Raw genomic sequence first — 21,694 nt, forward strand, 5'->3', positions numbered from 1 at the left:
AGCTTGCGCCCCGGACCCTTCCGCTGTCCGTCCCTTCCGGATGGAAGGGAGCGAAATCAGTTCTTCTTGCCGACGATGCCGCCGACGACGCGGGTGTCGAAGCCACCCACCGAGCCCAGACCGGCAAAGGCGATGCCGATCTGCTCACCCTGCGTGCCGTAGAAGCGGCCCTGGAAGGTGCCCGGGATCGGGCTGGTCGGGCCGAAGCTGCCGCTGAACGACTGTGCGCCGGTCGGGATCGCGCCGGTGCCGGTGAAGGTGCCGTAGGCGGTCTCGGTACCGCCGACCACGACGGTGGTGTTCAGCGTCGCGGTGACTTCGCCGGTGGCAAAGTTGACGGTAATCGTCACGGTGCCGCGCAGCGGCGCGAGCGTGCCGGTGCCGCCTGCGCCGACACGGACGATCTTGCCGCCGATGCGCGCGGAATAGGTCGCGGTGCCGGTGGTCGGCACGTCACCGGCCAGCGTGTAATAGCCGAACACCGACGTGGAGATGCGCGTCTGGCCGGTCAGGCTGTCGGCACGGATCCAGTTGGCATAGCTGACGCGCGACTGGTTCAGACCGGTATCGGTCGTCACCTTGTCCTTGATCGTGTTGTTCTGCAGCTCGAGCTGGCTGTACTTGCCCGGCGTTGCTGCCGTGACGTTGCGGAACACATATTCGATGACGCCGGTCGCCGGGGCAGTCAGCAGGTCGGCGGCAACGAAGCGGGTTTCCTCGGTATTCTCACGCACGACATGCGGCGCGGCAGTGGTGGTCGCCGCCGGATCGGCCTGCATGGTCATGCTGAGGCGGCTCGACAGGCCTTCGGTGCCGGTGGCGCCGAGCGTGACCGGGCCGACGGCGAGATCGCCGGTGAAGCTGGTGCTGGCGCTGACTGACGCGACTTCGAGCGGCGCGGTGACCGGGAAGTTCCCGTAGGAAACCGGAGTAGGCGTCGGCGTGGGCGTCGGGGTAGGCGAAGGAGTCGGGGTGGGCGTGTTGCCGCTGCTACCGCAGCCCGCGAGCGCCATCGACGCCATCGACAACGCGGCGGCACTCATCACAAACGAACGGCGAATCATAAAACCCTGCTCCTTAGGAAACTCTGGCACTGGAAAGGCCTCCGGCTCCTGTACCTTGGATGAACGAGCCGCGTCGAGTCATGAAGAATGGGTGGAATCCCACGTTTCGGCACGCAGGATTCCCGTTTTACCGCATAACGCCCGAAGTCGCGCTACGCTCCGTCTTCGCGGCGATCAGGCGTCCTTGTCCTTCAGCTTCGTACGAAGATCCTGGATGCGATACATGCGGGCGACCTTGTCCTTGCCCGCCAGCGGACCCTTGCCGAACTCCGCGACGAACTGGACGCAGGCCAGCACGGTGGAGAAGCCGGCCGCGCTGCGTTCGTTGCCCGAAATCTCGCCATCGCCATTGGCATCCTTGCCCGCGGTGAAGCCCTTCACCGATTCGGGATAGGCCCAGTCGAGATAGGGATCCATGCTCGCGGCGCTGAGCGCCGGTGCGGGTGGGGCCTCGACCGTGTCGGACCCGATGACCTTGGCCAGTTCCTCGCGATAATGATCGGTATAGAGCTTCACCGGACCGATGCCTGCGCGCGACAGGGCGCCTTCCTGCCAGCGCAGCGCGCTGAGGCAGGTGACGTTGCGGGCGATCTTGTCGTCACGCGCGCGATTGGCGGCCTTCTTCGCGGACGCAGCCCGCGCATCGGCTTCCGCTTTCGCGACTGCGGCCTGATCGGTGCAGGCCGCGGCGCCGAGCGCAAGCAGCAGGCCGGACGCGAGCACGATGGTCTTGTTCATGAAACCCTCCCCTCAATTATTGACGGCGACTTTGGCATGGCCCGCCAAAGTGTCAACGACGCGCTAACCCTTCCGCGCAACCGCAAAGCAAGTGATTGATTCTACTCTGTCATCGGGCTGGGGACCGTTCGCATGACCACCGAAGCAAAGCGCGGCGCATGAGCGCCGAGATTTTCATCCGCCGCTGGCTGGGTCTCTTTGCGCTGCTTTCCGGTCTGGTGGTCTTCTCCCCCTTCCTGATCCAGACGGTGGTCGGCAATTCCGGCTGTGGCGATACCAGCGGCGCCTGTACGAAGCTGGGCGGCGCGCTGGAACTGTACGGCAACTGGGTGGTGCTGGCGGTAGTGCTGATACCGCTGATCCTGGCGATCGCGGCGCGATCGCTGACCGTGGGCATGTTCGCCTTTGCCTTTCCCTTCGCGCTGATCATGATCGCCGGGGCGATGCCGCTATTCTTCGCGCTCGACCATTTCCGCGATCCGGGTTTCTTCGATGAGTTGGTCGCGCTGCCCGCAGTGATGCCCCTGCTCTATCTGTTCGTGATGCTGGTGGCGCTGAGCGTGGCCGGCGACGAGGACGAAGGCGCGAGCGGTGCATGGAAAGTGCTGCTGGGCTTCGCGGCGCTGGCGGCGGCATTCGTAAATGCGCCGGACTGGCTGCTGGGACTGGAGATGATCCCATCGCTCGGCCATGCCGCAGCCCCGCTCTCCTTCTACATCGCCAAGGCGCATGGCGCGCTGGGGATCGTCGAGGTGCTGCCGCAACTGACGACGCATGCGCTGCTGGCGCTGGTCCTGGGGACGGCAGGATTGATGTTCTCGCGCAGCCGTCATGTCGCACCGGCACGTACGCGTTCCTTTGCCTAGTTGCTGCTTCGGCTGAGCCGAAGCAGGTGCGGGCCGGTGCCGCCTCAAACCGATCCTAGCAATCCGGGCGCGAAGCCTATATCGGGCGCGCTTCTTCCGGAATTACGAACAGGCATTTTCCCATGGGTTTCCGCTGCGGCATCGTCGGGCTTCCGAACGTCGGCAAGTCCACGCTCTTCAACGCGCTGACCGAGACCGCCGCGGCGCAGGCGGCGAACTATCCCTTCTGCACGATCGAGCCGAACGTGGGCAACGTCGCGGTGCCCGATGCGCGGCTGGACACGCTGGCCAAGATCGCCGGTTCGCAGAAGATCATCGCGACCCAGCTGGGTTTCGTCGACATCGCCGGCCTGGTGCGCGGCGCGAGCAAGGGCGAAGGTCTGGGCAACCAGTTCCTCGGCAATATCCGCGAGGTGGACGCGATCGTCCATGTCCTGCGCTGTTTCGAGAATGACGACATCCAGCATGTCGACAACAAGGTGGACCCGATCGCCGACGCCGAGACGGTCGAGACCGAGCTGATGCTCGCCGATCTCGAAAGCCTCGAGAAGCGCGTGCCCAACCTGATCAAGAAGGGCCAGCAGGGCGACAAGGAGTCCAAGATCGGCGCGAGCGTGCTCGGGCAGGCACTGGAACTGCTGCGCGACGGCAAGCCCGCGCGGCTGACCGAGCCGAAGGACGACGAGGAAGCCCGCGTGTTCGCGCAGGCGCAGCTGCTGACCGGCAAGCCCGTCCTCTATGTCTGCAACGTCAACGAGGAAGACGCGGCCAACGGCAACGAACTGTCGGCCAAGGTCTTCGCCAAGGCAAAGGCCGAGGGTGCCGAAGCGGTGGTCGTTTCCGCCGCGATCGAGGCCGATATCGCGACCATGCCGATGGAGGAACGCGGCGAATTCCTGGCGGAACTGGGCCTCGAGGAAACCGGCTTGGCCCGCGTGATCCGCGCCGGATACAAGCTGCTGCACCTGCTGACCTTCTTCACCGTCGGCCCCAAGGAAGCCCGCGCCTGGACCGTGCATCAGGGCGCCACCGCCCCCAATGCCGCGGGCGAGATCCACAGCGATTTCGAGAAGGGCTTCATCCGCGCAGAGACCATCGCGTACGACGATTTCGTCGCGCTGGGCGGGGAAGCGAAAGCTCGTGAAGCCGGAAAGCTGCGCGCCGAGGGCAAGGCCTATGTCGTGCATGACGGCGACGTGATGCACTTCCTGCACAGCTGATTTGTGCATTTTTAGAAACTGAACGATGCCAATGTTTCTATATATTCACCAATAAGCCTGATGCACATTCCTCCCATCGAAGCGACGCGCTTCGGCAAGAGGGAGACACATCATGGCGACGATCACCACGCAGGACGGCACCGAAATCTTCTACAAGGACTGGGGTCCGCGCGACGCCCAGGTCATCATGTTCCATCACGGCTGGCCGCTGAGCTCGGACGACTGGGACGCGCAGATGATGTTCTTCCTGTCGAAGGGCTTCCGCGTCGTTGCCCATGACCGCCGCGGCCATGGCCGTTCGTCGCAGTCCGCCACCGGGCACGACATGGACACCTATGTCGCCGACGTGATCGCGCTGACCGATGCGCTGGACCTGAAGGATGCCATCCATGTCGGCCACTCGACCGGCGGCGGCGAAGTTGCCCGCTATGTCGCCCGCGCCAAGCCGGGCCGCGTCGCCAAGGCCGTTCTGGTCAGCGCAGTCGCGCCGATCATGGTGGTCACGCCGACCAACCCGAACGGCGTGCCGATGTCGGTGTTCGACATGGTCCGCGAGCAAACCGCGACCAACCGCTCCCAATTCTATTACGACTTCACCCTGCCCTTCTTCGGCTACAATCGCGAGGGCGCCGAAGTGAAGGAAGCCGTCCGCCTGAACTGGTGGCGGCAGGGCATGATGGGCAGCGCGCTGGCGCATACGCTGGGCGTGAAGGCCTTTTCCGAGACCGACTTCACCGAAGACCTTAAGGCGATCGCGGTACCGACTCTGGTGATGCACGGCGAGGACGATCAAGTGGTGCCGTTCCCCACCACCGGCAAGCTGTCTGCGGAGATCGTGAAAGGTGCCAAGCTGATCTCCTATCCGGGCCTGCCGCACGGCATGCCGGTGACGCATTCCGACCGGATCAACGCCGATCTGCTAGCGTTCATCCAGAGCTGAACGGCCTCTGGTCCAACGAAAGCGCGGGACGGCTGCTGCTGTCCCGCGCTTTCGCGCTTTCAGGGCGCGCATCGCCGCACTAGAGTAGCACCCGATGCTGCTCCGCCTGCTCCTTGCCCTACTGATCGCGCTGCCAATGCCGGCGATGGCGGCGGCGTGCCATCCGGCGCCGGTGCAGCACGACATGGCTGCGATGGCGATGGCCGGGCACGAGCATCATGCGCCTGCCGAGCCGGAGCCGGTGAAGCAACTACCCGCCGAACATCTCTGCATCGGCTGTGTCGCGCCTGCGACGATCCTGCCGCCGCGCGTGGCTGCGCCGGTGGCGCATGCGTTGCCCCTCTCCTCGCCCCGGCTGATCGGCGGCGAGCCGCTGGCGGCCTATGCGCCCGAGACGCCCCCTCCACGATCCGAAGCGTGATCCCGTGCGCATCCGCGCATCCTCACGACTTTGGAGAATTCAGATGTTGAAGACCATTTTGCTCGCGGCCAGCACCGCGGGCGCGCTGATGGCGTTTCCCGCCGCTGCGCAAGACCATAGCGGCCATCAGGGCCACGATACGCCCTCCCCTGCGCCGACGCCGACGCCTGCTCCCGCGCAGGATCATTCGATGCATCAGGGCCATGGCACACCACCCGCCGAAGACCCCACCGGCGAGGAAGCCGGGATCGGCCATCCAACCCCTACGCGCCTCACCCCGCCGCCTGCCAGTGGATCGGGCACGTCTCGCCTGCCAGCAGCCGAGGGCGGGATGACCGGCCTGCACCTGAACGCGGGCAGCTGGATGGTGATGGCGCATGGCTATGCTTGGGCGTCCTATACCGATCAGGGCGGGCCGCGCGGCGACGACATGGCGTTCCTGCAGACCATGGCGATGCTGACCGGCGAGCGCGAGTTCGCGGACGGCGCCAGGCTGCGGCTGCAGACGATGATGAGCCTGGAGCCCGCGATGGGCGCGCCGGGTTATCCCAATCTGTTCGCGACCGGCGAGACGGCGAACGGCTTCCCACTGGTCGACCGCCAGCATCCGCACGACCTGTTCATGGAACTGAGCGCGCGGATCGACGTGCCGGTAGGCGATGGCAACACCGTCTTCCTCTATGGCGGACCGGTCGGCGAACCGGCGCTTGGGCCGAGTGCGTTCATGCACCGGCGCTCGGCACGCTATCTGGTGCAGGCACCGATCACGCACCATTGGTTCGACAGCACCCACATCACCTATGGCGTGGTGACCGCGGGCTTTTCGACCCGGCTGTTCCAAATCGAGGCCTCTGCATTCCGCGGGCGCGAGCCGGACGAGCGGCGCTGGAACATCGAGACGCCAAGCCTCGATAGCTGGAGCGTGCGGGCAACCTTCAATCCCAGCGCCAACTGGTCGATGCAGGTCAGCCATGGGCGGCTGAAGGAGCCGGAAGCGATGCATCCGGGGCAGGACGAGGCACGGACCACCGCCAGCGTCCATTATGCCGACCGCCGGCTGAGCGCAGGCCTCGCCTTTTCCGCCAAGAAAAGGCTGCCCGGCGGGACGCTGACCGCGTGGCTGGCCGAGGCGAACTGGAACCCGGCGGGCGGGCACAATCTGTTCGGCAGACTTGAGAATGTCGGCAATGACGAGCTGTTCCCCGACCACGGCCACCCGCTGCATGACCGCGAATATCGCGTGACGCGGTTCGAGGCGGGCTATGCCCATCGCTTACGGCTGACGGAGAACGTCAATCTGGCGCTGGGTGGTTCGGTGGCGACCTATGCCAAGCCCGCGGCGCTGGACCCGTATTACGGGCGCTCGCCGTTCAGCTACACGCTGTTCGCGCGCTTCTCGCTGGGAGATTGATCCGTAGAAACTCCCCTCCCCTTCAGGGGAGGGGCTGGGGGGTGGGGGAGTTCTCGCAGAGACTGTCGCCCGTGACGACTGCCCCACCCCAACCCCTCCCCTGAAGGGGAGGGGCTTAAGAAGGCCGCTCCGCCTTTAACCCGTAACCGAAAGCTGGCATGCGGCAGTGATGCGTTGGACCACAAAGCTCGCCGCCGCGGCCCTTGCCGCTCTCGCCGCCGCCTGCACCCCGGCGACTCCACCGCCTCAGACCGTCGCCTCGGCTCCCGTAGAGCAGCGCGCGCCGATCACGATCCTGATCTCGATCGACGGGTTCAAGCCGGACTATCTCAACCGCGGCGTGACGCCGAACCTGTCGCGGCTGGCTGCCGAGGGCGCCACCGGGCCGATGCGGCCGAGCTTCCCGTCCAAGACCTTCCCGAATCACTGGACTTTGGTCACCGGCCTGCGGCCCGACCGCAACGGGATCACCGCCAACAAGATGGAGGACAAGGCCCGGCCGGGCGAGGTCTTCACCATGTCGAGCGACGATCCCTTCTGGTGGAGCGAAGCCGCGCCGATCTGGGTCGATGCCGAGAAGGCGGGCATCCGCACCGGCACGCTGTTCTGGCCGGGATCGAACGTCGCGGTGGGCGGCGAGAAGGCCGACAAATGGCCCTATGAGATCAAGGGCGGTACGCGTCCGAGCGACTGGGCGCAGTTCAACCAGGTGCTGAGCGGGGAGCAGCGTGTCAACGGCGTGCTCGACTGGGTGCGCCGCCCCGCGGCGATCCGCCCGAAGTTCATCACCACTTATTTCGACACGGTCGACACCGCAGGGCACAGCTTCGGTCCGGACGACAAGCGTACCACCGATGCCGTCGCCGATGTCGATAAATGGGTCGGCCAGCTAGTCGCGGGCCTCGCCGAGATGGGCCAGCCCGCGAACATCGTGATCGTCGCCGATCACGGCATGGCGGCGACCAGCACCGAGCGCACCGTGGCGCTGGATGCGATCCTGGCGCCCGCCGACACCTATCGCGTGGTCGAGAACGGCCCCTATGCCACGCTGGAGGCGATGCCGGGCAAGGAAGCGGTGGTCGAGCAGGCCTTCCTCGGCAAGAAGCCCCACATGGAATGCTGGCGCCGCGGCGAGATCCCGGAGCGCTTCCACTATGGCAAGAACCCGCGCGTGCCGCCGATCCTGTGCCTCGCCGAGACCGGCTGGGAGATCAAGGAAAAGGCCCCGACCAGCCAGTACAAGGGCGGCAACCACGGCTTCGACAATTTCGCGCCGGAAATGCTGGCACTGTTCATCGCACACGGCCCGGCCTTCCGCGCGGCAACCCTGCCCGCGTTCGACAATGTCGACGTCTACCCGTTGCTACGCCGCCTGATCGGCCTGCCGCCGGTTGGGGGCAAGGACGGGACGGATGCCGTGTTCCGCGACGTGCTGACCGGCCGTTAGGAGACCCAGAGGCCGGTGACGGCGACCACAGTCCAGCGACCGTCGGGCCGACGCTTCAGATGTTCGAGATAGCCGCCGCCATTCAGGGGCTCATATTGGCGGCTCACCATCACAATCGCCTCATCTCCTTGCTTGCTTAGTAGCGGCAGGGAGAAATTGATGACCGTTGCCTTCAACCCATAAGGGCTCGCGACGGCATCTACGGCTTTCGTGCCATGGGCGATATTTCGACGGTCGAGCATCGTACGAACGGTGGGACACGCGCCAACCGCACTCTTCGCCGTTTCCTGCGGAATGCCGGCGAATTTCGCCAGATCAGGGCCGGAAACCACTTGGTCCGTGCCCGGCGCGTTCCATATCGCGCGCGGCCCCGGTTCACGCAGCGCGCGATCATGATCGTCGAAGACCAGCTTCCTTTGCGGCACCCCCCGTAGCGTCTCGTCGAGCCACGCCACCGCCACATCACACGGCGATTGCGGCGGCCGTGCCACTTGCTTGACGGGCGCAGGACTGCACGACGAGATTGCCATCATCGCAGTCACGAGAATGCGTTTCATGCCACGGGTATCGCGCGGAACCGCATGCAGCGCACTTGCCAAATGTAGGTTTTCATACGAAACGGACATCATGATCTATTTCGAAGATGTGGAAGTCGGGACCAAAGCGAGCTTTGGCCGCTATGAGGTGACCCGCGAGGAAGTGCTCGCGTTCGCGGAGAAATATGATCCGCAACCTTTCCACCTTTCCGACGAAGAGGCCGCCAAGACCCATTTCGGGCGGTTAGCGGCCAGCGGCTGGCACACCTGCGCGATGACGATGTCGATGTTTGTGGCGCACAACAAGGCGCACCCCTCGGCCGGCCTCGGCGCGGCGGGCGTGGACGAACTGCGCTGGCTGAAGCCGGTGTTCCCGGGCGATGTCCTGCGCTGTGAGACCGAGTTGCTGGAGAAGCGCGCGTCGGAGAAGCGGCCCGAGATGGGCAGCATGCGCAACCAGATGACCGTCTATAACCAGAATGACGAGCCGGTGATGCGCTTCATTGCGCTGGGGCTGATGCGCCGCCGCCCTACCGCCTGACTGCTGCCACGATCAGCGATCATTGACTGCCGGCGGGCTTCGCGTTTGGATCGTGCCCGAAGGAGTAGACCCATGCGTATGATCGCTGCCCTTGCGGCTTCGCTGATCGCCGCCGGCCCCGCGCTGGCGCAGGACTTCACCCCGCCGGTGGGCGGACCGTTCTACAATACCGGCGGCAACGACGCCGCGTTCAGCTTTGCCGCAGCAGGCACCGCCAAGCGCGAAGGCGATGTGGCGCAGATGACGCGCATCGTGATGTTCACGCGGGTGCGCGAGATCGAGGGGGTCGAGGTCGGCCGGCTCGATACGATGATGGAATATCAGTGCGAGAAGGCTCAGATGCGCCCGACGATAATCGCGGCGCGCGGCATGGACAACGCGCTGCTGAAGGTGATCCCGCGACCCGACGCAGAATGGCAGGACATCACCGCGAGCAACCTGGCCGCCGCCTATGAACTGGAGTTGGCCTGCAACGGTATCGTGCCAGCGGAACGATCAGTGTTCCCGGACATCGACGTACGGATCAACCGGTATCGCGCAACGGGGCAGTAGGGCCCTAGCTCTCCCATGAAGACGGGAGAGGGCTAGCAGGGATCAATGCCCCTCGAACGCCACCAGCGCGTTAACCGCGATGCCGTCGCTGCGTAGCGCGTCCGCGCCGCCCAGTTCGGGCAGGTCGACCACGAAGCTGGCCTGCACCACTTCCGCGCCGGCCTTGTGCAGCAGACGGACCGCGGCGCGGGCGGTGCCGCCCGTCGCGATCAGATCGTCGACCAGCAGCACGCGCGCGCCGGGCGCCAGCGCATCGGCATGGATGGCGATCCGGTCGGTGCCATATTCCAGCGCATAATCCTCGGCGATGGTCGCGCCAGGAAGTTTGCCGTCCTTGCGGATCAGCAGCATGCCCGCGCCCAGCTTCACCGCCAGCGCGGAGGCAAAGATGAAGCCGCGCGCCTCGATCCCCGCGACCAGATCGACCGGACCGTCCACCGCCGCAGCCATGCGATCGATCGACAGCGCCAGCCCCTCGGCATCGAGCAGCAGCGTGGTGATATCGCGGAACATGATCCCCGGCTTGGGGAAATCGGGAATGGTGCGGATGCGCGCGCGAATATCGTCGTTCGCCATCATCGGCTCCCGCTCAAAGAGAAACCCCGCGGAGGCCGGGGCCTCCGCGGGGTCTGTTCATTGGATCAGTGCTTCACGCCTGCCCAGACGCTTCGGTAAGCGCCATAGGCGAGAAGCGTGGTGATCAGCAGGAAGAGCACGACGGCCCAGCCCACTTCCTTGCGCTTCTGTGCGGTCGGCTCGGCGGACCAGATCAGGAAGGCCGAGACGTCCTTCGCCATCTGCTTCACGGTCGCCGGGGTGCCATCGTCATAGGTCACCTGGCCATCGCTGGTCAGCGGGGCGGGCATGGAGAGGTTCAGGTTCGCGAAGTACGGGTTGTAGAACAGCCCGTCCGGAGTCTTCGAGCCCGGGAACTTCTCGAGCAGTTCCTTCGGCTGTGCCTGATAGCCGGTCAGCAGCGAATAGACATACGCACCGCCGTTATGACGCGCCTTGGTGATCAGCGAGAGATCGGGCGGCACGCCGGCACCGGCATACGGAATGTGCGGGAAACGGTCGGACGGCAGGTTGCCGCGCTCGCCGCGATCGCCCGAGACCGGGTTGTAGGTCGGCTGCTTGGCGTGATCGTCGAACTTCTTGGCGAGGTTCTTCACCTGCGCTTCGTTGTAGCCGAGATCGGCCAGCTCGCGGAACGAGACCATGCTGAGCGAATGGCAGGCCGCGCAAACCTCTTCATAGACCTTGTAGCCGCGCTGCAGCTGGGCCTTGTCGAACTTGCCGAACACACCGTCCGAGGCGAACTGCACCTTTTCCGGGTGCTTGTGGAATTCATGCTCGGCCGTGGGCTGGGCCGGCTCGGTCCAGAGGCCGACGACGGTCCACAGCAGCGACCATGCCAGCACGCCGACAAAGGCGAGACCGACCAGGAACTTGATCGAGCGAACGAAAAGCGGAAGCATGTCTCAAATTCCCCTTTACGCGCTCTTGCCGAGCACGGCTTCGGTGATCGAGCCGGGCAGCGGCTTCGGCGTCTCGATCCGCGAGATGATCGGCACGATGATCAGGAAGTGCGCGAAATAATAAGCGGCGCAGATCTGGCTCATGATGATGAAGAACGGGGTCGCCGCCGCACCACCGCAATAGCCCAGGATCAGCACGTCGACGATCAGCACCCAGAAGGCGATCCGGTACAGCGGGCGATAATTGGCCGAGCGAACCGGCGACTTGTCCAGCCAGGGCAGGAAGAACAGGATCAGGATCGAGCCGAACATCGCCAGCACGCCCCAAAGCTTCGCCGGAAGGATGAAGTCCGAGGTGAAGGCGCGCAGGATCGCGTAGAAGGGCCAGAAATACCATTCAGGCACGATGTGCGCCGGCGTGGAGAGGCCGTTCGCCGGGATATAATTGTCCGGATGACCCAGCATGTCCGGCGCCCAGAAGATCAGCGCCGCCAGGATCACCATGAACACGCCCAGTCCGAAGCCGTCCTTCGCCGTGTAATAGGGGTGGAACGGCACCGTGTCCTGCTCGCCCTTCACTTCCACGCCCGTCGGGTTCGACGAGCCGGGGATGTGCAGCGCCCAGATGTGCAGGATGATGACACCCGCGATCACGAACGGCAGCAGATAATGGAGCGAGAAGAAGCGGTTCAGCGCGGCATCGTCCGGCGCATAGCCGCCGAGCAGCCACACGCGGATGAAGTCGCCGACCAGCGGGATCGCCGAGAAGAAGCCGGTGATGACCTGCGCGCCCCAGAAGCTCATCTGACCCCAGGGAAGGACATAGCCCATGAAGGCGGTGGCCATCATCAGCAGGAAGATTACGACGCCCAGCAGCCACACCATCTCGCGCGGCGCCTTGTACGATCCGTAGTAAAGGCCGCGGAACATGTGGAGATAGACCACGACGAAGAACATCGACGCGCCGTTGGCGTGCGCGAAGCGGAGGAACCAGCCGGCGTTCACATCGCGCATGATGCCGATGTTGACCGAGTTGAACGCCTCAGCCGCGCTCGAATGGAAGTGCATCGCCAGCACGATGCCGGTGACGATCTGGATCGCGAGCGCCGCGCCGGCAAGGACGCCGAAGTTCCAGAAATAGTTGAGGTTGCGCGGGACCGGATAACCGGCGCCGACTGCGTTATAGACGAAGCGCGGGAGCGGGAGACGTTCGTCGACCCACTTCATGACCGGATTCTTCGGCTCGTAATGGCGTGCCCAGGGGAAGCTCATCTCTGTTTCCTCAACCCACCACGATCACGGTGTCGGACGTGAATTCATAATCGGGAACCGCAAGGTTCAGCGGTGCCGGGCCCTTACGGATGCGCGCGGCGGTATCGTAGTGCGAACCGTGGCACGGGCAGAAATAACCGCCGAAATCGCCGCGATTCTCACCCTCGGCGGCGCCCAGCGGAACGCAGCCGAGATGGGTGCAGACGCCCAGCGTGACCAGCCAGTTGGCCTTGCCTTCCTTGGTACGCTCGGCGAGCGTCTGCGGATCGCGCAGGCTGCCGACCGGAACGGCGTTTGCCTCCTCGATCTCCTTGGCAGTCAGGTTGCGGACGAACAGCGGCTGCTTGCGGAAGCTGGCCTTGATCGCCTGACCCGGCTCGATCGCCGACAGATCGACCTCAGTGGTCGACAGCGCGAGCACGTCGGCCGAAGGCGACATGGAGTTGAGCAGCGGAAGAACCGCTACAGCAGCGCCGACGCCCGCGAACGAGACAGCGGCGATCTGGAGATAATCGCGACGACGGGGGTTCTCGAGACCAGCATGCTGATCGTTCGGGACACCATCTTCAAGCGTTGCCATGCTTTAGCCCTTGCACTTCGAACCCTGGGCGCGGACGCGCGGAAAATTACGGACACGGGCGCGACCTGCACGCCCTTAGCCGCCCGGTTGCCCCCGGTGGCTCGGGGCGCTGATAGACGCGGGAATGCGCGTTTGCCAACAGCATTTTGACGCATCCGTGACGTGAGCGCCGACGCCACGGCTTGTTGCGAATCACTCGCAAATTTTCCGGCATTTTTCATGGGCGGATGGCGGCCTATAGGGCCGCGATGCGTATTGTTCTCTACCAGCCCGAGATTGCGGGCAATGTCGGCGCGATCCTGCGGCTTTCGGCGTGCCTCGGCGCGGGCGTGGACCTGATCGAACCGATGGGTTTCGCATGGAGCGACCGCAAGGTCGCGCGTGCGGGGATGGACTATATCGATCACGTCCCCATCACCCGTCATGCCGATTGGGATGCGTTCGTGGCGACCGTGACCGGGCGGATCGTGCTGTTCACCACCCGCGGCGCGACGCGGATTGATCAAACGCAATTCCTGCCCGACGACATACTCCTATTCGGCTCGGAAGGCTCGGGCGCACCGGATTCGGTGCACGACCGGGCCGATCTGCGGGTCCGGATTCCATTGCGGCCGGGCCTGCGGTCCTTGAATCTGGGCGTTTCCGCGGGCATCGCGCTCGCCGAAGCGCTCCGACAGACGAATGGATGGCCCGAATGACTCCCCTCGACGACCAGCAGCAGGCCGCACGGACCTGGTTCGAATCGCTGCGCGATTCGATCTGCGCCGAATTCGAGCGAATCGAGCGTGAGGCCGGGTCCGACGCCAGCTTCGAATATCTGGGCTGGGATCGCACCGATCCCTCGGGCGAGCCGGGCGGCGGCGGCGTGCGCGGGGTGATGAAGGGCCGCGTGTTCGAGAAGGTCGGCGTCAACGTCTCGACCGTGGGCGGCACCTTCGAAGGCGATTTCGCCAAAACCATCCATGGCGCGGCCGAGGACCCGAAATTCTTCGCCACCGGCATCAGCCTGGTCGCGCACATGGCCAATCCGCATGTGCCCGCGGTGCATATGAACACCCGCTTCCTGGTGACCACGAAGCGCTGGTTCGGCGGCGGCGCGGATCTGAATCCGCCGATTCCCTATGCGGACGATACGGCGGACTTTCATGCGACGCTGAAGGCCGCGTGCGACGCGCACGATCCCGAACATTATCCGCGGTTCAAAAAATGGGCCGACGATTATTTCTACATCCCCCACCGCCAGGTGCATCGCGGCGTCGGCGGGATCTTCTACGATCATCTGGAAAGCGAAGGCGATGCGTGGGACGCCAATTTCGCCTTCACCCAGGACGTGGGCCGCGCGTTCCTCGACACCTATCCGCGCATCGTCCGTGCGCGGATGGCCACGCCCTATAGCGACGAGGATATCCAGCGGATGCGCGTGTGGCGCGGCCGCTATGCCGAGTTCAACCTGGTCTATGACCGCGGCACGCTGTTCGGCCTAAAGACCGGCGGCAATATCGACGCGATCCTGATGAGCCTGCCCCCGCTCGCCGCATGGGACTGACGCCATGGGATTGATTGGGGTCCCCAACGACCAGATCGCCACGGTCGTCACCTCGCTGGAGATGGTGGCGAAGCCGGTGCTGCGCCCTACCCCGCCCTCGCCGTTCCGGCTGGTGCATTGGCCAGCGCCCGATTCGGACCGGTACCGCACGCTGTTCCGCCGCGTCGGCGAGCCGTGGATGTGGTTTTCGCGGCTGGTCATGGCCGAGGAACGGCTGCGCGCGATCCTCGATGATCCGGGGATCGAGGTCTATGCGGTCACCAATCGCGCCGGAATCGAACTGGGCATGCTCGAACTCGATTTCCGTGCCGCGGGGACATGCGAGCTGTCCTTTTTCGGCCTCGTTCCCGAACTGACCGGCAAGGGCAATGGCGGCTGGCTGATGGGCCATGCGCTGTCGCTGGGCTGGCGTCAGGGGATCGGCCGGATGTGGGTGCACACCTGCACGCTCGATCATCCCGCCGCGCTCGGCTTCTACCAGCGGCACGGTTTCGTGCCGTACCGGCGCGAGATCGAGACCTTTGCCGATCCGCGCCTGTCAGGACTGATGCCGCGCGAGGCGGCGCCTCACATTCCCTGTCTGGGTGCCGACAGCGTGCGATAGGCGGCGATCTGAACCAGCGTCGAGGCGAGAGAGGCCGCCGCCGACACCATCGATGCCAGCAGGAAAATCAGCCCCGAAAAGAACACCGAGCCGCTCGGCACCGCGGCCAGGGCACCGCCCAGCACCTGCGCCGCGAACATCTGCAGCAACAGGATCGCGAGATAGGCGCTGGTCAGTAGCCAGCCATGCCCTTTCGAGAGCTGGACGCCACGGAACAGTCCGCCGACCGGGCCAAGCTTTTCCGCGACGATCGCCGCGCTGGTCAGATAGGTGCGCCCCGCCAGATAGAAGCCCGGCAGGATGAAGGCGAAAAGGCCAAGCGTGCAGGCGATGCTCGCCAGCAGCCAGCCGATAACGACATTCGGCCATTGCACCAGCGCGCGGCGGATCGCATCCCCAAGCACGGGGCGATCGGGCGACAGGATCATCGTCATCACGATGGTGGTGCCGAGAAGCTGGAACGCAAGCCCGGACATCAGCCAGGGCCAGACATTGCCGAACCAGGCGAGTAGCTCGGCTTGTTGCGCCGCTAGTTCCGCAGCCTGTTGCGCCTCGCTCAGTCCCGAGGCAGTCGGTGCCGCAGTGAAGACAAGGTTCGGCAGAAACAGGCTCATCGCCAGCGACGGCAACAGGTAAAAAACGCCGGCAATGCGCAGCAGCAGGTCGCGATCGGCATGCCAGAATGCCGCCGCATCCCGGAACATCTGGGTAATGCCAGGCCTCACGACTGGGTGGCGCGCTCGCGCTCGGTGACCAGCGCCACATAGAGCTTTGCGGTGAACAGCGGCGCGAGGACGGTGAACCCGGTCTGCACCGCCGCGACGATCACCGAAGTCAGCACGCCCGACAGGCTCATCACGCTATCCCCCGCCCCGGCGATCAGCGTGAAGATCGATCCAAACACCAGCCGCGCGGCCAGCGCCGCAACATTCGATACGACGATATAGAGGAAGGCGACGCCCACGATCCGCCACACCACGCCGCGGGTCAGGGTCCAGCTGCGCGCGATGGCGCCGAACGCCAGCTTCTCGCGCACGATCACCGCGTTCGCCACCGCGACTCGTGCGGAGATCCATGCCGCGACGCCAACGGCGAGCAGGCTGTAGATACAGATCGCCCAGCCCACGCTGACCGGCAGCGAAAGATCGACCGGGACGCCGCGCATCAACGCGAACAGATCGACCCCGCTGACCAGCAGGGTCAGCACCACCGGCGCGAAGAGCAGGGCCATCGCGAGGAAGATCGCCACGCTGACCAGCAGCGAGGGCACCAGCCGCCGCGCCGCGATCTTGCCCGCGTCGGGCCCGCCATCGAGCACCATCGCGGTGAGCGCGAGCATGCCCCAGCTGACCACGACGACGAAACCGAGCGTCAGCAGTTCGAGCACCAGCGTCAGCCCGGCGTTCGACTCGCTCATCAGCGGCTGAAAACTGCCCATGACCGAGAAGGGCACGAAGAACGCTACCAGCGCGATCGGCATGATCGAGGGCAGATTGTCGGTCAGAAATTCCGCCGTCCGATCCCAGACGGTGCCCATCTTCACCATGACCCGCACTTTCCTCCACCCCAGTTGGCATGCGTTTAGCCGTGCGCAACTTTGTTGCCAATGCTTGCGCAAAACCCGTGATGCGCGCAATCGGCCAATGATGGCAACGACTTCGGACCGGATCGAATGGCGCGTCTCGCCAGAGCGCGTTCCCTATGACGCAGCGCTGGCGGAGATGGAGGCACGCGCCGATGCCGTGCGCGCGGGCGAGGCACAGGAGCTGGTGTGGCTGCTGGAGCATCCCCCGGTCTACACCGCGGGCACCAGCGCCGATCCGGCCGAGCTGCTCGATCCGCGCTTCCCGGTCCATCGCACCGGGCGCGGCGGGCGCTACACCTATCACGGGCCGGGCCAGCGAATCGGTTATGTCGTGATGGACCTGCGCGAACGGCAGCGCGACGTGCGCAACTATGTCCATGCCCTGGAAGGCTGGGTGATCGCAGCGCTGGGCGAGCTGAATATCGAAGCGTTCCGCGCGCCGGGCCGGATCGGCATCTGGACGCTGGACCGCGGGCAGGAAGCGAAGATCGGCGCAATCGGCGTGCGCATCCGCCAATGGGTGACGCTGCACGGCTTCGCAGTGAACCTCGATCCCGATCTCACCCACTTCACCGGCATCGTGCCCTGCGGCATCGCCGAATATCCGGTCACCAGCGCCGCGGCGCTTGGCCTCGACATCTCCTCGGCTCGCCTTGATTCTGCCTTACTCGCCACATTTTTGCCATTTTTGGACAATCTGGGCGAGATTGGTCTTGAGAGGCCGAACCGAAAGGTCTAATATCCACTAATGTTCGGGTATTTACGGTTCTGCCGTCCGGACTGTTATCTAGGGAGCTTTAAATGCGTGCAATTCTTTCGAAGGTCGCTGCGGTTTCGATGATCGCCGGCGCCGGCCTGCTCGTCACCGCCTGCGGCAAGACCGAGACCACGGCCACCGTCAACAACACCGTCGAGGAAGTCTCGACCGTCAACGTGACCGACGAGATGACCGGCACCGTCGATGCGGCCAACTCGACGACCGAGACCACGGTGACCTCGAACACCGTCGAGACCTCGAACGCGATGTAATCTTCGCTTTTCGAAGTGACGACGAAGAGGCCGCCTGGGCAACCGGGCGGCCTTTTCCGTTCCAGAAAGGGGCCGGGGCGAACGGGTTAACTTTAAAAAGGGACTTGGGGCGGCCCTAAAAAGTCCGTAACCAACACGGCATAAAGCTTCGAGAGGGGTAAGATGCTCGTTCGGCGTATTGTTTCCGCGACCATTGTCGCCGCCGGAATGCTGGCAGCCATGCCAGCTTCCGCCCAGTTTTTCATGAAGCCTGCGGATCTGCGCAGCGAACGCGCCACCGGCATCGAGCCGGGCATGGTGGGCCCTGCCCTGCCCGACGCTTCGCCCGCCGAGCTGCGTGCCGCGATGGTGTGGAACCTGCGCGCCGCGCTGAACGTGGCCGCGCTGCAGTGCGAGTTCGAGCCGACGCTGCTGACGCGTGACAATTACAACGCGATCCTGCGCGATCATTCGAAGGAGCTGTCCACCTCCTACGCGACGCTCGAACGCTATTTCATCCGCATGGAAAAGAACAACAAGAAGGCCGGCCAGACCTCGTTCGACCGCTTCAACACGCGGGTCTATTCGGGCTTCTCGACCGTTTCGGCGCAGCTGTCCTTCTGCACCGTCGCGGGCGATATCGGCCATGACGCGCTGTTCCTGAAGCCCGGCACGCTGGGCGAACTGGCGCACGACCGCATGCGCGAACTGCGCCGCAGCCTGTCGCCCTGGGGCGAGCAGCAGTTCCTGAGCAAGCAGGCCCGCCCGCTCTATTACAGCTATCGCCTGCCGGACTTCGCCAATGTGAAGTGCTGGAAGAAGGACGAATGGGTCGCGAAGAAGTGCGGCCCGGTTCCGCCGCTGCTGTAGGTTCTATCTTCTCCTCTCCCGCGAAAGCGGGAGAGGGAAAATCTAACGCAATCCCAGCATCTTGTGCGTCTGCAGCGTCAGGCGCCAGTGCGGACGTGCCATCGCGAAATCGACCGCGGCCTGCTGGTTTTCCAGCGCGCTGGCATCGTCCAGCGGCTGGACGAGGAAGTGGCTGAAATCCCAGCCTTCCAGCGTTTCGACATCGGTGCCGTCCTGCGGCCAGACCAGCTTGAGCTCGTCTCCTGTTCGCTGGACCACGTCGCTGCCCGCCTTGGGGCTGACGCAGACCCAGTCGATCCCGGGATGCGCGGGCAAGGTGCCGTTGCTCTCGATCGCGATACGGAAGCCGCAGGCGTGGAGCGCATCGACCAGCGCATCGTCGACCTGGAGCATCGGCTCGCCACCGGTCAGCACCACGAAGCGCGCCTCGCTGCCCTCACCCCAATGCCCCGCCACAGCATCAGCCAGCGCCTCGGCATCGCGGAACTTGCCGCCGCCCACGCCATCGGTGCCGACAAACTCGGTATCGCAGAATTTGCACACCGCGATCGCGCGATCCTGTTCGCGGCCGGTCCACAAATTGCAGCCGGCGAAGCGCACGAACACCGCACGCGCGCCCGCATTCACCCCCTCGCCCTGCAGCGTGAGGAACATCTCCTTGACGGCGTACGTCATACGGCCGCTGCGTAGACCGTCGGATCGGCGATCCCGGCTTCCTCGAACCCGCGCGAGCGCAGGCGGCAGCTGTCGCACATGCCGCAATGCACGCCGCCCGGCGCTGGGTCGTAGCAGGACCAGCTGACCCCGGCGTCCAGCCCCAGCCGCGCCGCTTCGCGGACGATATCGGCCTTGGTCATGTGCTGCAGCGGCGCGTGGATCTTGAACGGCTCGCCCTCGACACCCGCCTTGGTCGCCACTTCGGCCAGCTTCTCGAACTCGGCGATGAATTCGGGCCGGCAATCCGGATAGCCCGAATAATCCAGCGCATTCACGCCGATATACAGGTCGCGCGCGCCCGCCGCCTCGGCCCAGCCCAGCGCCAGACTAAGGAAGATGGTGTTGCGCGCGGGCACATAGGTGACCGGGATATCGTCGCCCACGCCGGTCTTGGGCACGTCGATCTCGGCGGTCAGCGCCGATCCCCCGAACGCACGCAGATCGAGCGGCAGCACGACATGGCGCTCCGCCCCCAGCAGATGCGCGATCCGGCGTGCAGCCGCGAGTTCGACATGGTGGCGCTGGTTGTAGTCGATCGAAAGCGCGAGAATGCGATGCCCGTCCTCACGCGCACGCGCGGCCGACACCATCGAATCCAGGCCGCCCGAAACCAGCACCACGGCAAAAGTCTGAGTCATGCCCAGACGGCTAGCCGTTTTTGCGCGCGCGTCCAGCGTGAGGAAGAAAAAAGGGCCGCCGAAGCGACCCTATGAGTTCGGGATAACCCGCCAGAGAGGAATGTTCCTGCGAAGGAACGTCCCCCGTATAGCCCGGCATTGGTAAATGAAGCGTGAACAAGATTTCGCCACAATTGGGCAGCCTGTCAGTTGCAGGCGCCCGTCTTGCGGCCTTCCAGTTCGGACGAGAAGGGCGCGCCGTCGACCACGCCGGCGGTCTCGACGCGCACCAGCCGACCGGTTTCGACGGTCACGGTGGTGCGGCCATAGCCATGGCCCGGGCAGGTATAGTGCACCGCCGCCACGTCCTTGCTGTTCTCGATCACCACCTGGGTGCATTGCGCGCCGGGATGGCGAAGCTGGAGCAGCGCCGAAGCATTGGTGATGCAGATCCGGCTGGCACCGCCGCCGGTTTCCTTGAACAGCCACTGGCCGGACTCGACGGTGCCGAGCGCCTGCAGCCCGCGCTGCGGCGCCGCACCGCCGGCTCCGATCAGGATAACCAGTCCGGCAACTGCCGGGCGCCACACTCGCCTAAGCACCATTCGCTACTCCCGCCCCCGGGGGAACCCTGTCCGGCTCTGCGGCCGGCTTATAATCCAGTTCAATTCCCATCGATATGGCGTGCTTTCGGCACATTACAACGTGGGTGTCGTGAAATCGGACAGGGCCACCGGGAATTTGGTGGCGCAGAAGGCACAGTCGACGGTGATGAATCCATCATCGTCGGCCATGTCCGTCCGCTCCGCTTCGCCGAACTTGGACAGGACGGAGGTGATATATTCCGGGTCGCAGCGGCATCCCCGGCTGAGCGCGACATTGCCCAGCACGCGGACCTCCTGCTCCTCGTTGAACAGGCGCCACACCAGCGTCTCGAGCGGCAGCGAAGCGTCACCCAGCTCGTCCGCGCCCATCGTCTGGCCCAGCGCCTCGACATGCTCCCATTCGGGATGGTCAAGCCGCGTGTGCAGCCGCTCGCGGCCGACCTCGCCCTCGGGCAAATGCTGCAGGAACAGCCCGCCCGCGACCAGCTTGCCGGACGCGTCGCGCCGCATCCCCAGCCGGATCAGGCTCGGGATCTGCTCGGACTGCATGAAATAGCTCTCCGCCGCCGCCGCCATCGAATCGCCGTCGAGGGGCACGATGCCCTGATAGCGCTCGTTGGTGGCTGCCTGGTCGAAGGTCACGGCGAGATAGCCGGTGCCAAACAGCGCGAACAGCGACGGGTTCGGCCCCGCCTCGGCCAACTTGTCCGGATCATACTGGACATAGCCGCGCAGTTCGCCGCCGCGATAATCGCACACCAGCAGGCTCACCACGCCATTCTGCGTCTGCGCCTGAAGCGTAAGCTGGCCACCGGCATCCTTCAGCGTCGAGCCGAGCAGGGCGGCAAGCGTCAGCGCCTCCGCCAGCAGCGTTTCGATCGCGGGCGGATAGGCATGGGCGTGCAGGATCGCATCGAGCACCGGGCCGAGCCGCACGATGCGGCCGCGGGCATGACGCTCGGGGATCGTGAAGCCGATGGCACGGTCAAGATCGGGGCTGGTCACGGTATCGGTCACGGCAAATCTCCACCCGTCCGGCGCCCGCATCATGCGGACACCCTCGGGCGATCGGGTTT

General features: G+C 65.1%; 27 protein-coding genes. 14 read left to right on the forward strand and 13 right to left on the reverse strand.

Features of this window, described 5'->3' with window-relative positions; all coding sequences use genetic code 11:
* Positions 1-56 precede the first annotated feature (56 nt).
* Both P1X14_RS07315 and P1X14_RS07320 read right to left on the reverse strand, forming a co-directional pair.
* Complete coding sequence (locus tag P1X14_RS07315) at positions 57-1,064, reverse strand: transferrin-binding protein-like solute binding protein (protein ID WP_277314672.1); 1,008 nt, start codon at positions 1,062-1,064, stop codon at positions 57-59.
* Positions 1,065-1,238: 174 nt separating this feature from the next.
* On the reverse strand, positions 1,239-1,802 hold the full coding sequence (locus tag P1X14_RS07320) for a hypothetical protein (protein ID WP_277314673.1): 564 nt from the start codon (positions 1,800-1,802) through the stop codon (positions 1,239-1,241).
* A 158-nt stretch (positions 1,803-1,960) separates the two neighbouring features.
* Here P1X14_RS07320 and P1X14_RS07325 point away from each other — a divergent pair, with 158 nt between their 5' ends.
* The 6 genes from P1X14_RS07325 (at position 1,961) to P1X14_RS07350 (ending at position 8,107) form a co-directional block, all read left to right on the forward strand.
* On the forward strand, positions 1,961-2,668 hold the full coding sequence (locus P1X14_RS07325) for a hypothetical protein (protein WP_277314674.1): 708 nt from the start codon (positions 1,961-1,963) through the stop codon (positions 2,666-2,668).
* Between the two features lie 122 nt (positions 2,669-2,790).
* Positions 2,791-3,888, forward strand: a complete 1,098-nt coding sequence (gene ychF / locus P1X14_RS07330) for a redox-regulated ATPase YchF (RefSeq protein ID WP_277314675.1) — start codon at positions 2,791-2,793, stop codon at positions 3,886-3,888.
* 112 nt (positions 3,889-4,000) lie between these two features.
* Positions 4,001-4,828 (forward strand): alpha/beta hydrolase, encoded by an 828-nt coding sequence (locus tag P1X14_RS07335; protein ID WP_277314676.1) that lies wholly within the window; start codon positions 4,001-4,003, stop codon positions 4,826-4,828.
* Positions 4,829-4,922: 94 nt separating this feature from the next.
* Positions 4,923-5,249, forward strand: a complete 327-nt coding sequence (locus P1X14_RS07340; RefSeq protein WP_277314677.1) for a hypothetical protein — start codon at positions 4,923-4,925, stop codon at positions 5,247-5,249.
* Positions 5,250-5,292: 43 nt separating this feature from the next.
* Positions 5,293-6,660 (forward strand): hypothetical protein, encoded by a 1,368-nt coding sequence (locus P1X14_RS07345; RefSeq protein ID WP_277314678.1) that lies wholly within the window; start codon positions 5,293-5,295, stop codon positions 6,658-6,660.
* Between the two features lie 169 nt (positions 6,661-6,829).
* On the forward strand, positions 6,830-8,107 hold the full coding sequence (locus P1X14_RS07350; RefSeq protein ID WP_277314679.1) for a nucleotide pyrophosphatase/phosphodiesterase family protein: 1,278 nt from the start codon (positions 6,830-6,832) through the stop codon (positions 8,105-8,107).
* Here the strand turns inward: P1X14_RS07350 and P1X14_RS07355 are convergent.
* The gene (locus P1X14_RS07355; protein WP_277314680.1) at positions 8,104-8,733 is read right to left on the reverse strand and encodes a hypothetical protein; all 630 of its coding nucleotides are present in this window, start codon (positions 8,731-8,733) and stop codon (positions 8,104-8,106) included. The two genes, P1X14_RS07350 and P1X14_RS07355, sit on opposite strands and share 4 nt — an antisense overlap.
* A 1-nt stretch (position 8,734) precedes the next feature.
* Here P1X14_RS07355 and P1X14_RS07360 point away from each other — a divergent pair, with 1 nt between their 5' ends.
* Positions 8,735-9,184, forward strand: coding sequence for a MaoC family dehydratase (locus P1X14_RS07360; RefSeq protein WP_277314681.1), 450 nt, complete (start codon positions 8,735-8,737; stop codon positions 9,182-9,184).
* Positions 9,185-9,256: 72 nt separating this feature from the next.
* A complete protein-coding gene (locus P1X14_RS07365; RefSeq protein ID WP_277314682.1) occupies positions 9,257-9,736 on the forward strand; it encodes a hypothetical protein in 480 nt (159 codons plus the stop codon).
* 42 nt (positions 9,737-9,778) lie between these two features.
* Here the strand turns inward: P1X14_RS07365 and P1X14_RS07370 are convergent, their stop codons facing one another.
* The 4 genes from P1X14_RS07370 to petA form a co-directional block, all read right to left on the reverse strand.
* Complete coding sequence (locus P1X14_RS07370; RefSeq protein ID WP_277314683.1) at positions 9,779-10,315, reverse strand: adenine phosphoribosyltransferase; 537 nt, start codon at positions 10,313-10,315, stop codon at positions 9,779-9,781.
* 62 nt (positions 10,316-10,377) lie between these two features.
* Positions 10,378-11,214, reverse strand: coding sequence for a cytochrome c1 (locus P1X14_RS07375; protein WP_277314684.1), 837 nt, complete (start codon positions 11,212-11,214; stop codon positions 10,378-10,380).
* A 15-nt stretch (positions 11,215-11,229) separates the two neighbouring features.
* Entirely contained in the window at positions 11,230-12,486 is a 1,257-nt protein-coding gene (locus P1X14_RS07380; RefSeq protein WP_277314685.1) for a cytochrome b N-terminal domain-containing protein, read from the reverse strand.
* A 10-nt stretch (positions 12,487-12,496) separates the two neighbouring features.
* Positions 12,497-13,066 (reverse strand): ubiquinol-cytochrome c reductase iron-sulfur subunit, encoded by a 570-nt coding sequence (gene petA, locus P1X14_RS07385; protein ID WP_277314686.1) that lies wholly within the window; start codon positions 13,064-13,066, stop codon positions 12,497-12,499.
* Positions 13,067-13,314: 248 nt separating this feature from the next.
* Here petA and P1X14_RS07390 point away from each other — a divergent pair, with 248 nt between their 5' ends.
* Genes P1X14_RS07390 through P1X14_RS07400 form a run of 3 tightly spaced genes read left to right on the forward strand, consistent with a single transcriptional unit; the run spans position 13,315 to position 15,216 of the window.
* Positions 13,315-13,764, forward strand: a complete 450-nt coding sequence (locus tag P1X14_RS07390) for a tRNA (cytidine(34)-2'-O)-methyltransferase (RefSeq protein WP_277314687.1) — start codon at positions 13,315-13,317, stop codon at positions 13,762-13,764.
* A complete protein-coding gene (hemF, locus tag P1X14_RS07395) occupies positions 13,761-14,612 on the forward strand; it encodes an oxygen-dependent coproporphyrinogen oxidase (RefSeq protein WP_277314688.1) in 852 nt (283 codons plus the stop codon). The genes P1X14_RS07390 and hemF overlap by 4 nt, the downstream gene beginning before the upstream one ends.
* Before the next feature lie 4 nt (positions 14,613-14,616).
* Entirely contained in the window at positions 14,617-15,216 is a 600-nt protein-coding gene (locus P1X14_RS07400; RefSeq protein WP_277314689.1) for a GNAT family N-acetyltransferase, read from the forward strand.
* On the opposite strand, the gene P1X14_RS07405 is transcribed toward P1X14_RS07400, so the two are convergent.
* Complete coding sequence (locus P1X14_RS07405; protein ID WP_277314690.1) at positions 15,180-15,941, reverse strand: hypothetical protein; 762 nt, start codon at positions 15,939-15,941, stop codon at positions 15,180-15,182. The genes P1X14_RS07400 and P1X14_RS07405 overlap by 37 nt on opposite strands.
* Positions 15,938-16,762: a hypothetical protein gene (locus P1X14_RS07410; RefSeq protein ID WP_277314692.1), complete on the reverse strand. Its 825-nt coding sequence runs from the start codon at positions 16,760-16,762 to the stop codon at positions 15,938-15,940. The genes P1X14_RS07405 and P1X14_RS07410 overlap by 4 nt, the downstream gene beginning before the upstream one ends.
* 100 nt (positions 16,763-16,862) lie before the next feature.
* Between P1X14_RS07410 and lipB the strand changes: the two genes are divergently transcribed.
* The 3 genes from lipB (at position 16,863) to P1X14_RS07425 (ending at position 18,679) form a co-directional block, all read left to right on the forward strand.
* On the forward strand, positions 16,863-17,540 hold the full coding sequence (lipB, locus tag P1X14_RS07415; protein WP_277314693.1) for a lipoyl(octanoyl) transferase LipB: 678 nt from the start codon (positions 16,863-16,865) through the stop codon (positions 17,538-17,540).
* Positions 17,541-17,602: 62 nt separating this feature from the next.
* On the forward strand, positions 17,603-17,830 hold the full coding sequence (locus P1X14_RS07420) for a hypothetical protein (protein WP_277314694.1): 228 nt from the start codon (positions 17,603-17,605) through the stop codon (positions 17,828-17,830).
* Between the two features lie 243 nt (positions 17,831-18,073).
* A complete protein-coding gene (locus tag P1X14_RS07425; RefSeq protein ID WP_277314695.1) occupies positions 18,074-18,679 on the forward strand; it encodes a hypothetical protein in 606 nt (201 codons plus the stop codon).
* Between the two features lie 42 nt (positions 18,680-18,721).
* Here the strand turns inward: P1X14_RS07425 and queE are convergent, their stop codons facing one another.
* The 4 genes from queE to P1X14_RS07445 form a co-directional block, all read right to left on the reverse strand.
* On the reverse strand, positions 18,722-19,354 hold the full coding sequence (gene queE / locus P1X14_RS07430) for a 7-carboxy-7-deazaguanine synthase (RefSeq protein WP_277314696.1): 633 nt from the start codon (positions 19,352-19,354) through the stop codon (positions 18,722-18,724).
* On the reverse strand, positions 19,351-20,034 hold the full coding sequence (gene queC, locus P1X14_RS07435) for a 7-cyano-7-deazaguanine synthase QueC (protein ID WP_277314697.1): 684 nt from the start codon (positions 20,032-20,034) through the stop codon (positions 19,351-19,353). The genes queE and queC overlap by 4 nt, the downstream gene beginning before the upstream one ends.
* A 185-nt stretch (positions 20,035-20,219) precedes the next feature.
* A complete protein-coding gene (locus tag P1X14_RS07440; protein WP_277314698.1) occupies positions 20,220-20,618 on the reverse strand; it encodes a hypothetical protein in 399 nt (132 codons plus the stop codon).
* A 93-nt stretch (positions 20,619-20,711) separates the two neighbouring features.
* Entirely contained in the window at positions 20,712-21,635 is a 924-nt protein-coding gene (locus tag P1X14_RS07445; RefSeq protein ID WP_277314699.1) for an Hsp33 family molecular chaperone HslO, read from the reverse strand.
* Positions 21,636-21,694: the final 59 nt, after the last annotated feature.

This window comes from Sphingomonas sp. AOB5 (genome assembly GCF_029433115.1).
Lineage (GTDB): Bacteria > Pseudomonadota > Alphaproteobacteria > Sphingomonadales > Sphingomonadaceae > Sphingomonas.

Bases quoted from the DNA above. Each gene is read 5' to 3' on its own strand.
- ychF (WP_277314675.1), top strand. From the start codon at position 2,791: ATGGGTTTCCGCTGCGGCATCGTCGGGCTTCCGAACGTCGGCAAGTCC.
- P1X14_RS07320 (WP_277314673.1), bottom strand. From the start codon at position 1,802: ATGAACAAGACCATCGTGCTCGCGTCCGGCCTGCTGCTTGCGCTCGGC.
- petA (WP_277314686.1), bottom strand. From the start codon at position 13,066: ATGGCAACGCTTGAAGATGGTGTCCCGAACGATCAGCATGCTGGTCTC.
- P1X14_RS07400 (WP_277314689.1), top strand. From the start codon at position 14,617: ATGGGATTGATTGGGGTCCCCAACGACCAGATCGCCACGGTCGTCACC.
- P1X14_RS07365 (WP_277314682.1), top strand. From the start codon at position 9,257: ATGCGTATGATCGCTGCCCTTGCGGCTTCGCTGATCGCCGCCGGCCCC.
- P1X14_RS07335 (WP_277314676.1), top strand. From the start codon at position 4,001: ATGGCGACGATCACCACGCAGGACGGCACCGAAATCTTCTACAAGGAC.
- P1X14_RS07325 (WP_277314674.1), top strand. From the start codon at position 1,961: ATGAGCGCCGAGATTTTCATCCGCCGCTGGCTGGGTCTCTTTGCGCTG.
- hemF (WP_277314688.1), top strand. From the start codon at position 13,761: ATGACTCCCCTCGACGACCAGCAGCAGGCCGCACGGACCTGGTTCGAA.
- P1X14_RS07410 (WP_277314692.1), bottom strand. From the start codon at position 16,762: ATGGTGAAGATGGGCACCGTCTGGGATCGGACGGCGGAATTTCTGACC.
- P1X14_RS07315 (WP_277314672.1), bottom strand. From the start codon at position 1,064: ATGATTCGCCGTTCGTTTGTGATGAGTGCCGCCGCGTTGTCGATGGCG.
- P1X14_RS07355 (WP_277314680.1), bottom strand. From the start codon at position 8,733: ATGTCCGTTTCGTATGAAAACCTACATTTGGCAAGTGCGCTGCATGCG.
- P1X14_RS07390 (WP_277314687.1), top strand. From the start codon at position 13,315: ATGCGTATTGTTCTCTACCAGCCCGAGATTGCGGGCAATGTCGGCGCG.
- lipB (WP_277314693.1), top strand. From the start codon at position 16,863: ATGGCAACGACTTCGGACCGGATCGAATGGCGCGTCTCGCCAGAGCGC.
- P1X14_RS07345 (WP_277314678.1), top strand. From the start codon at position 5,293: ATGTTGAAGACCATTTTGCTCGCGGCCAGCACCGCGGGCGCGCTGATG.
- P1X14_RS07375 (WP_277314684.1), bottom strand. From the start codon at position 11,214: ATGCTTCCGCTTTTCGTTCGCTCGATCAAGTTCCTGGTCGGTCTCGCC.
- P1X14_RS07370 (WP_277314683.1), bottom strand. From the start codon at position 10,315: ATGATGGCGAACGACGATATTCGCGCGCGCATCCGCACCATTCCCGAT.
- P1X14_RS07380 (WP_277314685.1), bottom strand. From the start codon at position 12,486: ATGAGCTTCCCCTGGGCACGCCATTACGAGCCGAAGAATCCGGTCATG.
- P1X14_RS07350 (WP_277314679.1), top strand. From the start codon at position 6,830: ATGCGTTGGACCACAAAGCTCGCCGCCGCGGCCCTTGCCGCTCTCGCC.
- P1X14_RS07360 (WP_277314681.1), top strand. From the start codon at position 8,735: ATGATCTATTTCGAAGATGTGGAAGTCGGGACCAAAGCGAGCTTTGGC.
- queE (WP_277314696.1), bottom strand. From the start codon at position 19,354: ATGACGTACGCCGTCAAGGAGATGTTCCTCACGCTGCAGGGCGAGGGG.
- queC (WP_277314697.1), bottom strand. From the start codon at position 20,034: ATGACTCAGACTTTTGCCGTGGTGCTGGTTTCGGGCGGCCTGGATTCG.
- P1X14_RS07420 (WP_277314694.1), top strand. From the start codon at position 17,603: ATGCGTGCAATTCTTTCGAAGGTCGCTGCGGTTTCGATGATCGCCGGC.
- P1X14_RS07340 (WP_277314677.1), top strand. From the start codon at position 4,923: ATGCTGCTCCGCCTGCTCCTTGCCCTACTGATCGCGCTGCCAATGCCG.
- P1X14_RS07440 (WP_277314698.1), bottom strand. From the start codon at position 20,618: ATGGTGCTTAGGCGAGTGTGGCGCCCGGCAGTTGCCGGACTGGTTATC.
- P1X14_RS07425 (WP_277314695.1), top strand. From the start codon at position 18,074: ATGAAGCCTGCGGATCTGCGCAGCGAACGCGCCACCGGCATCGAGCCG.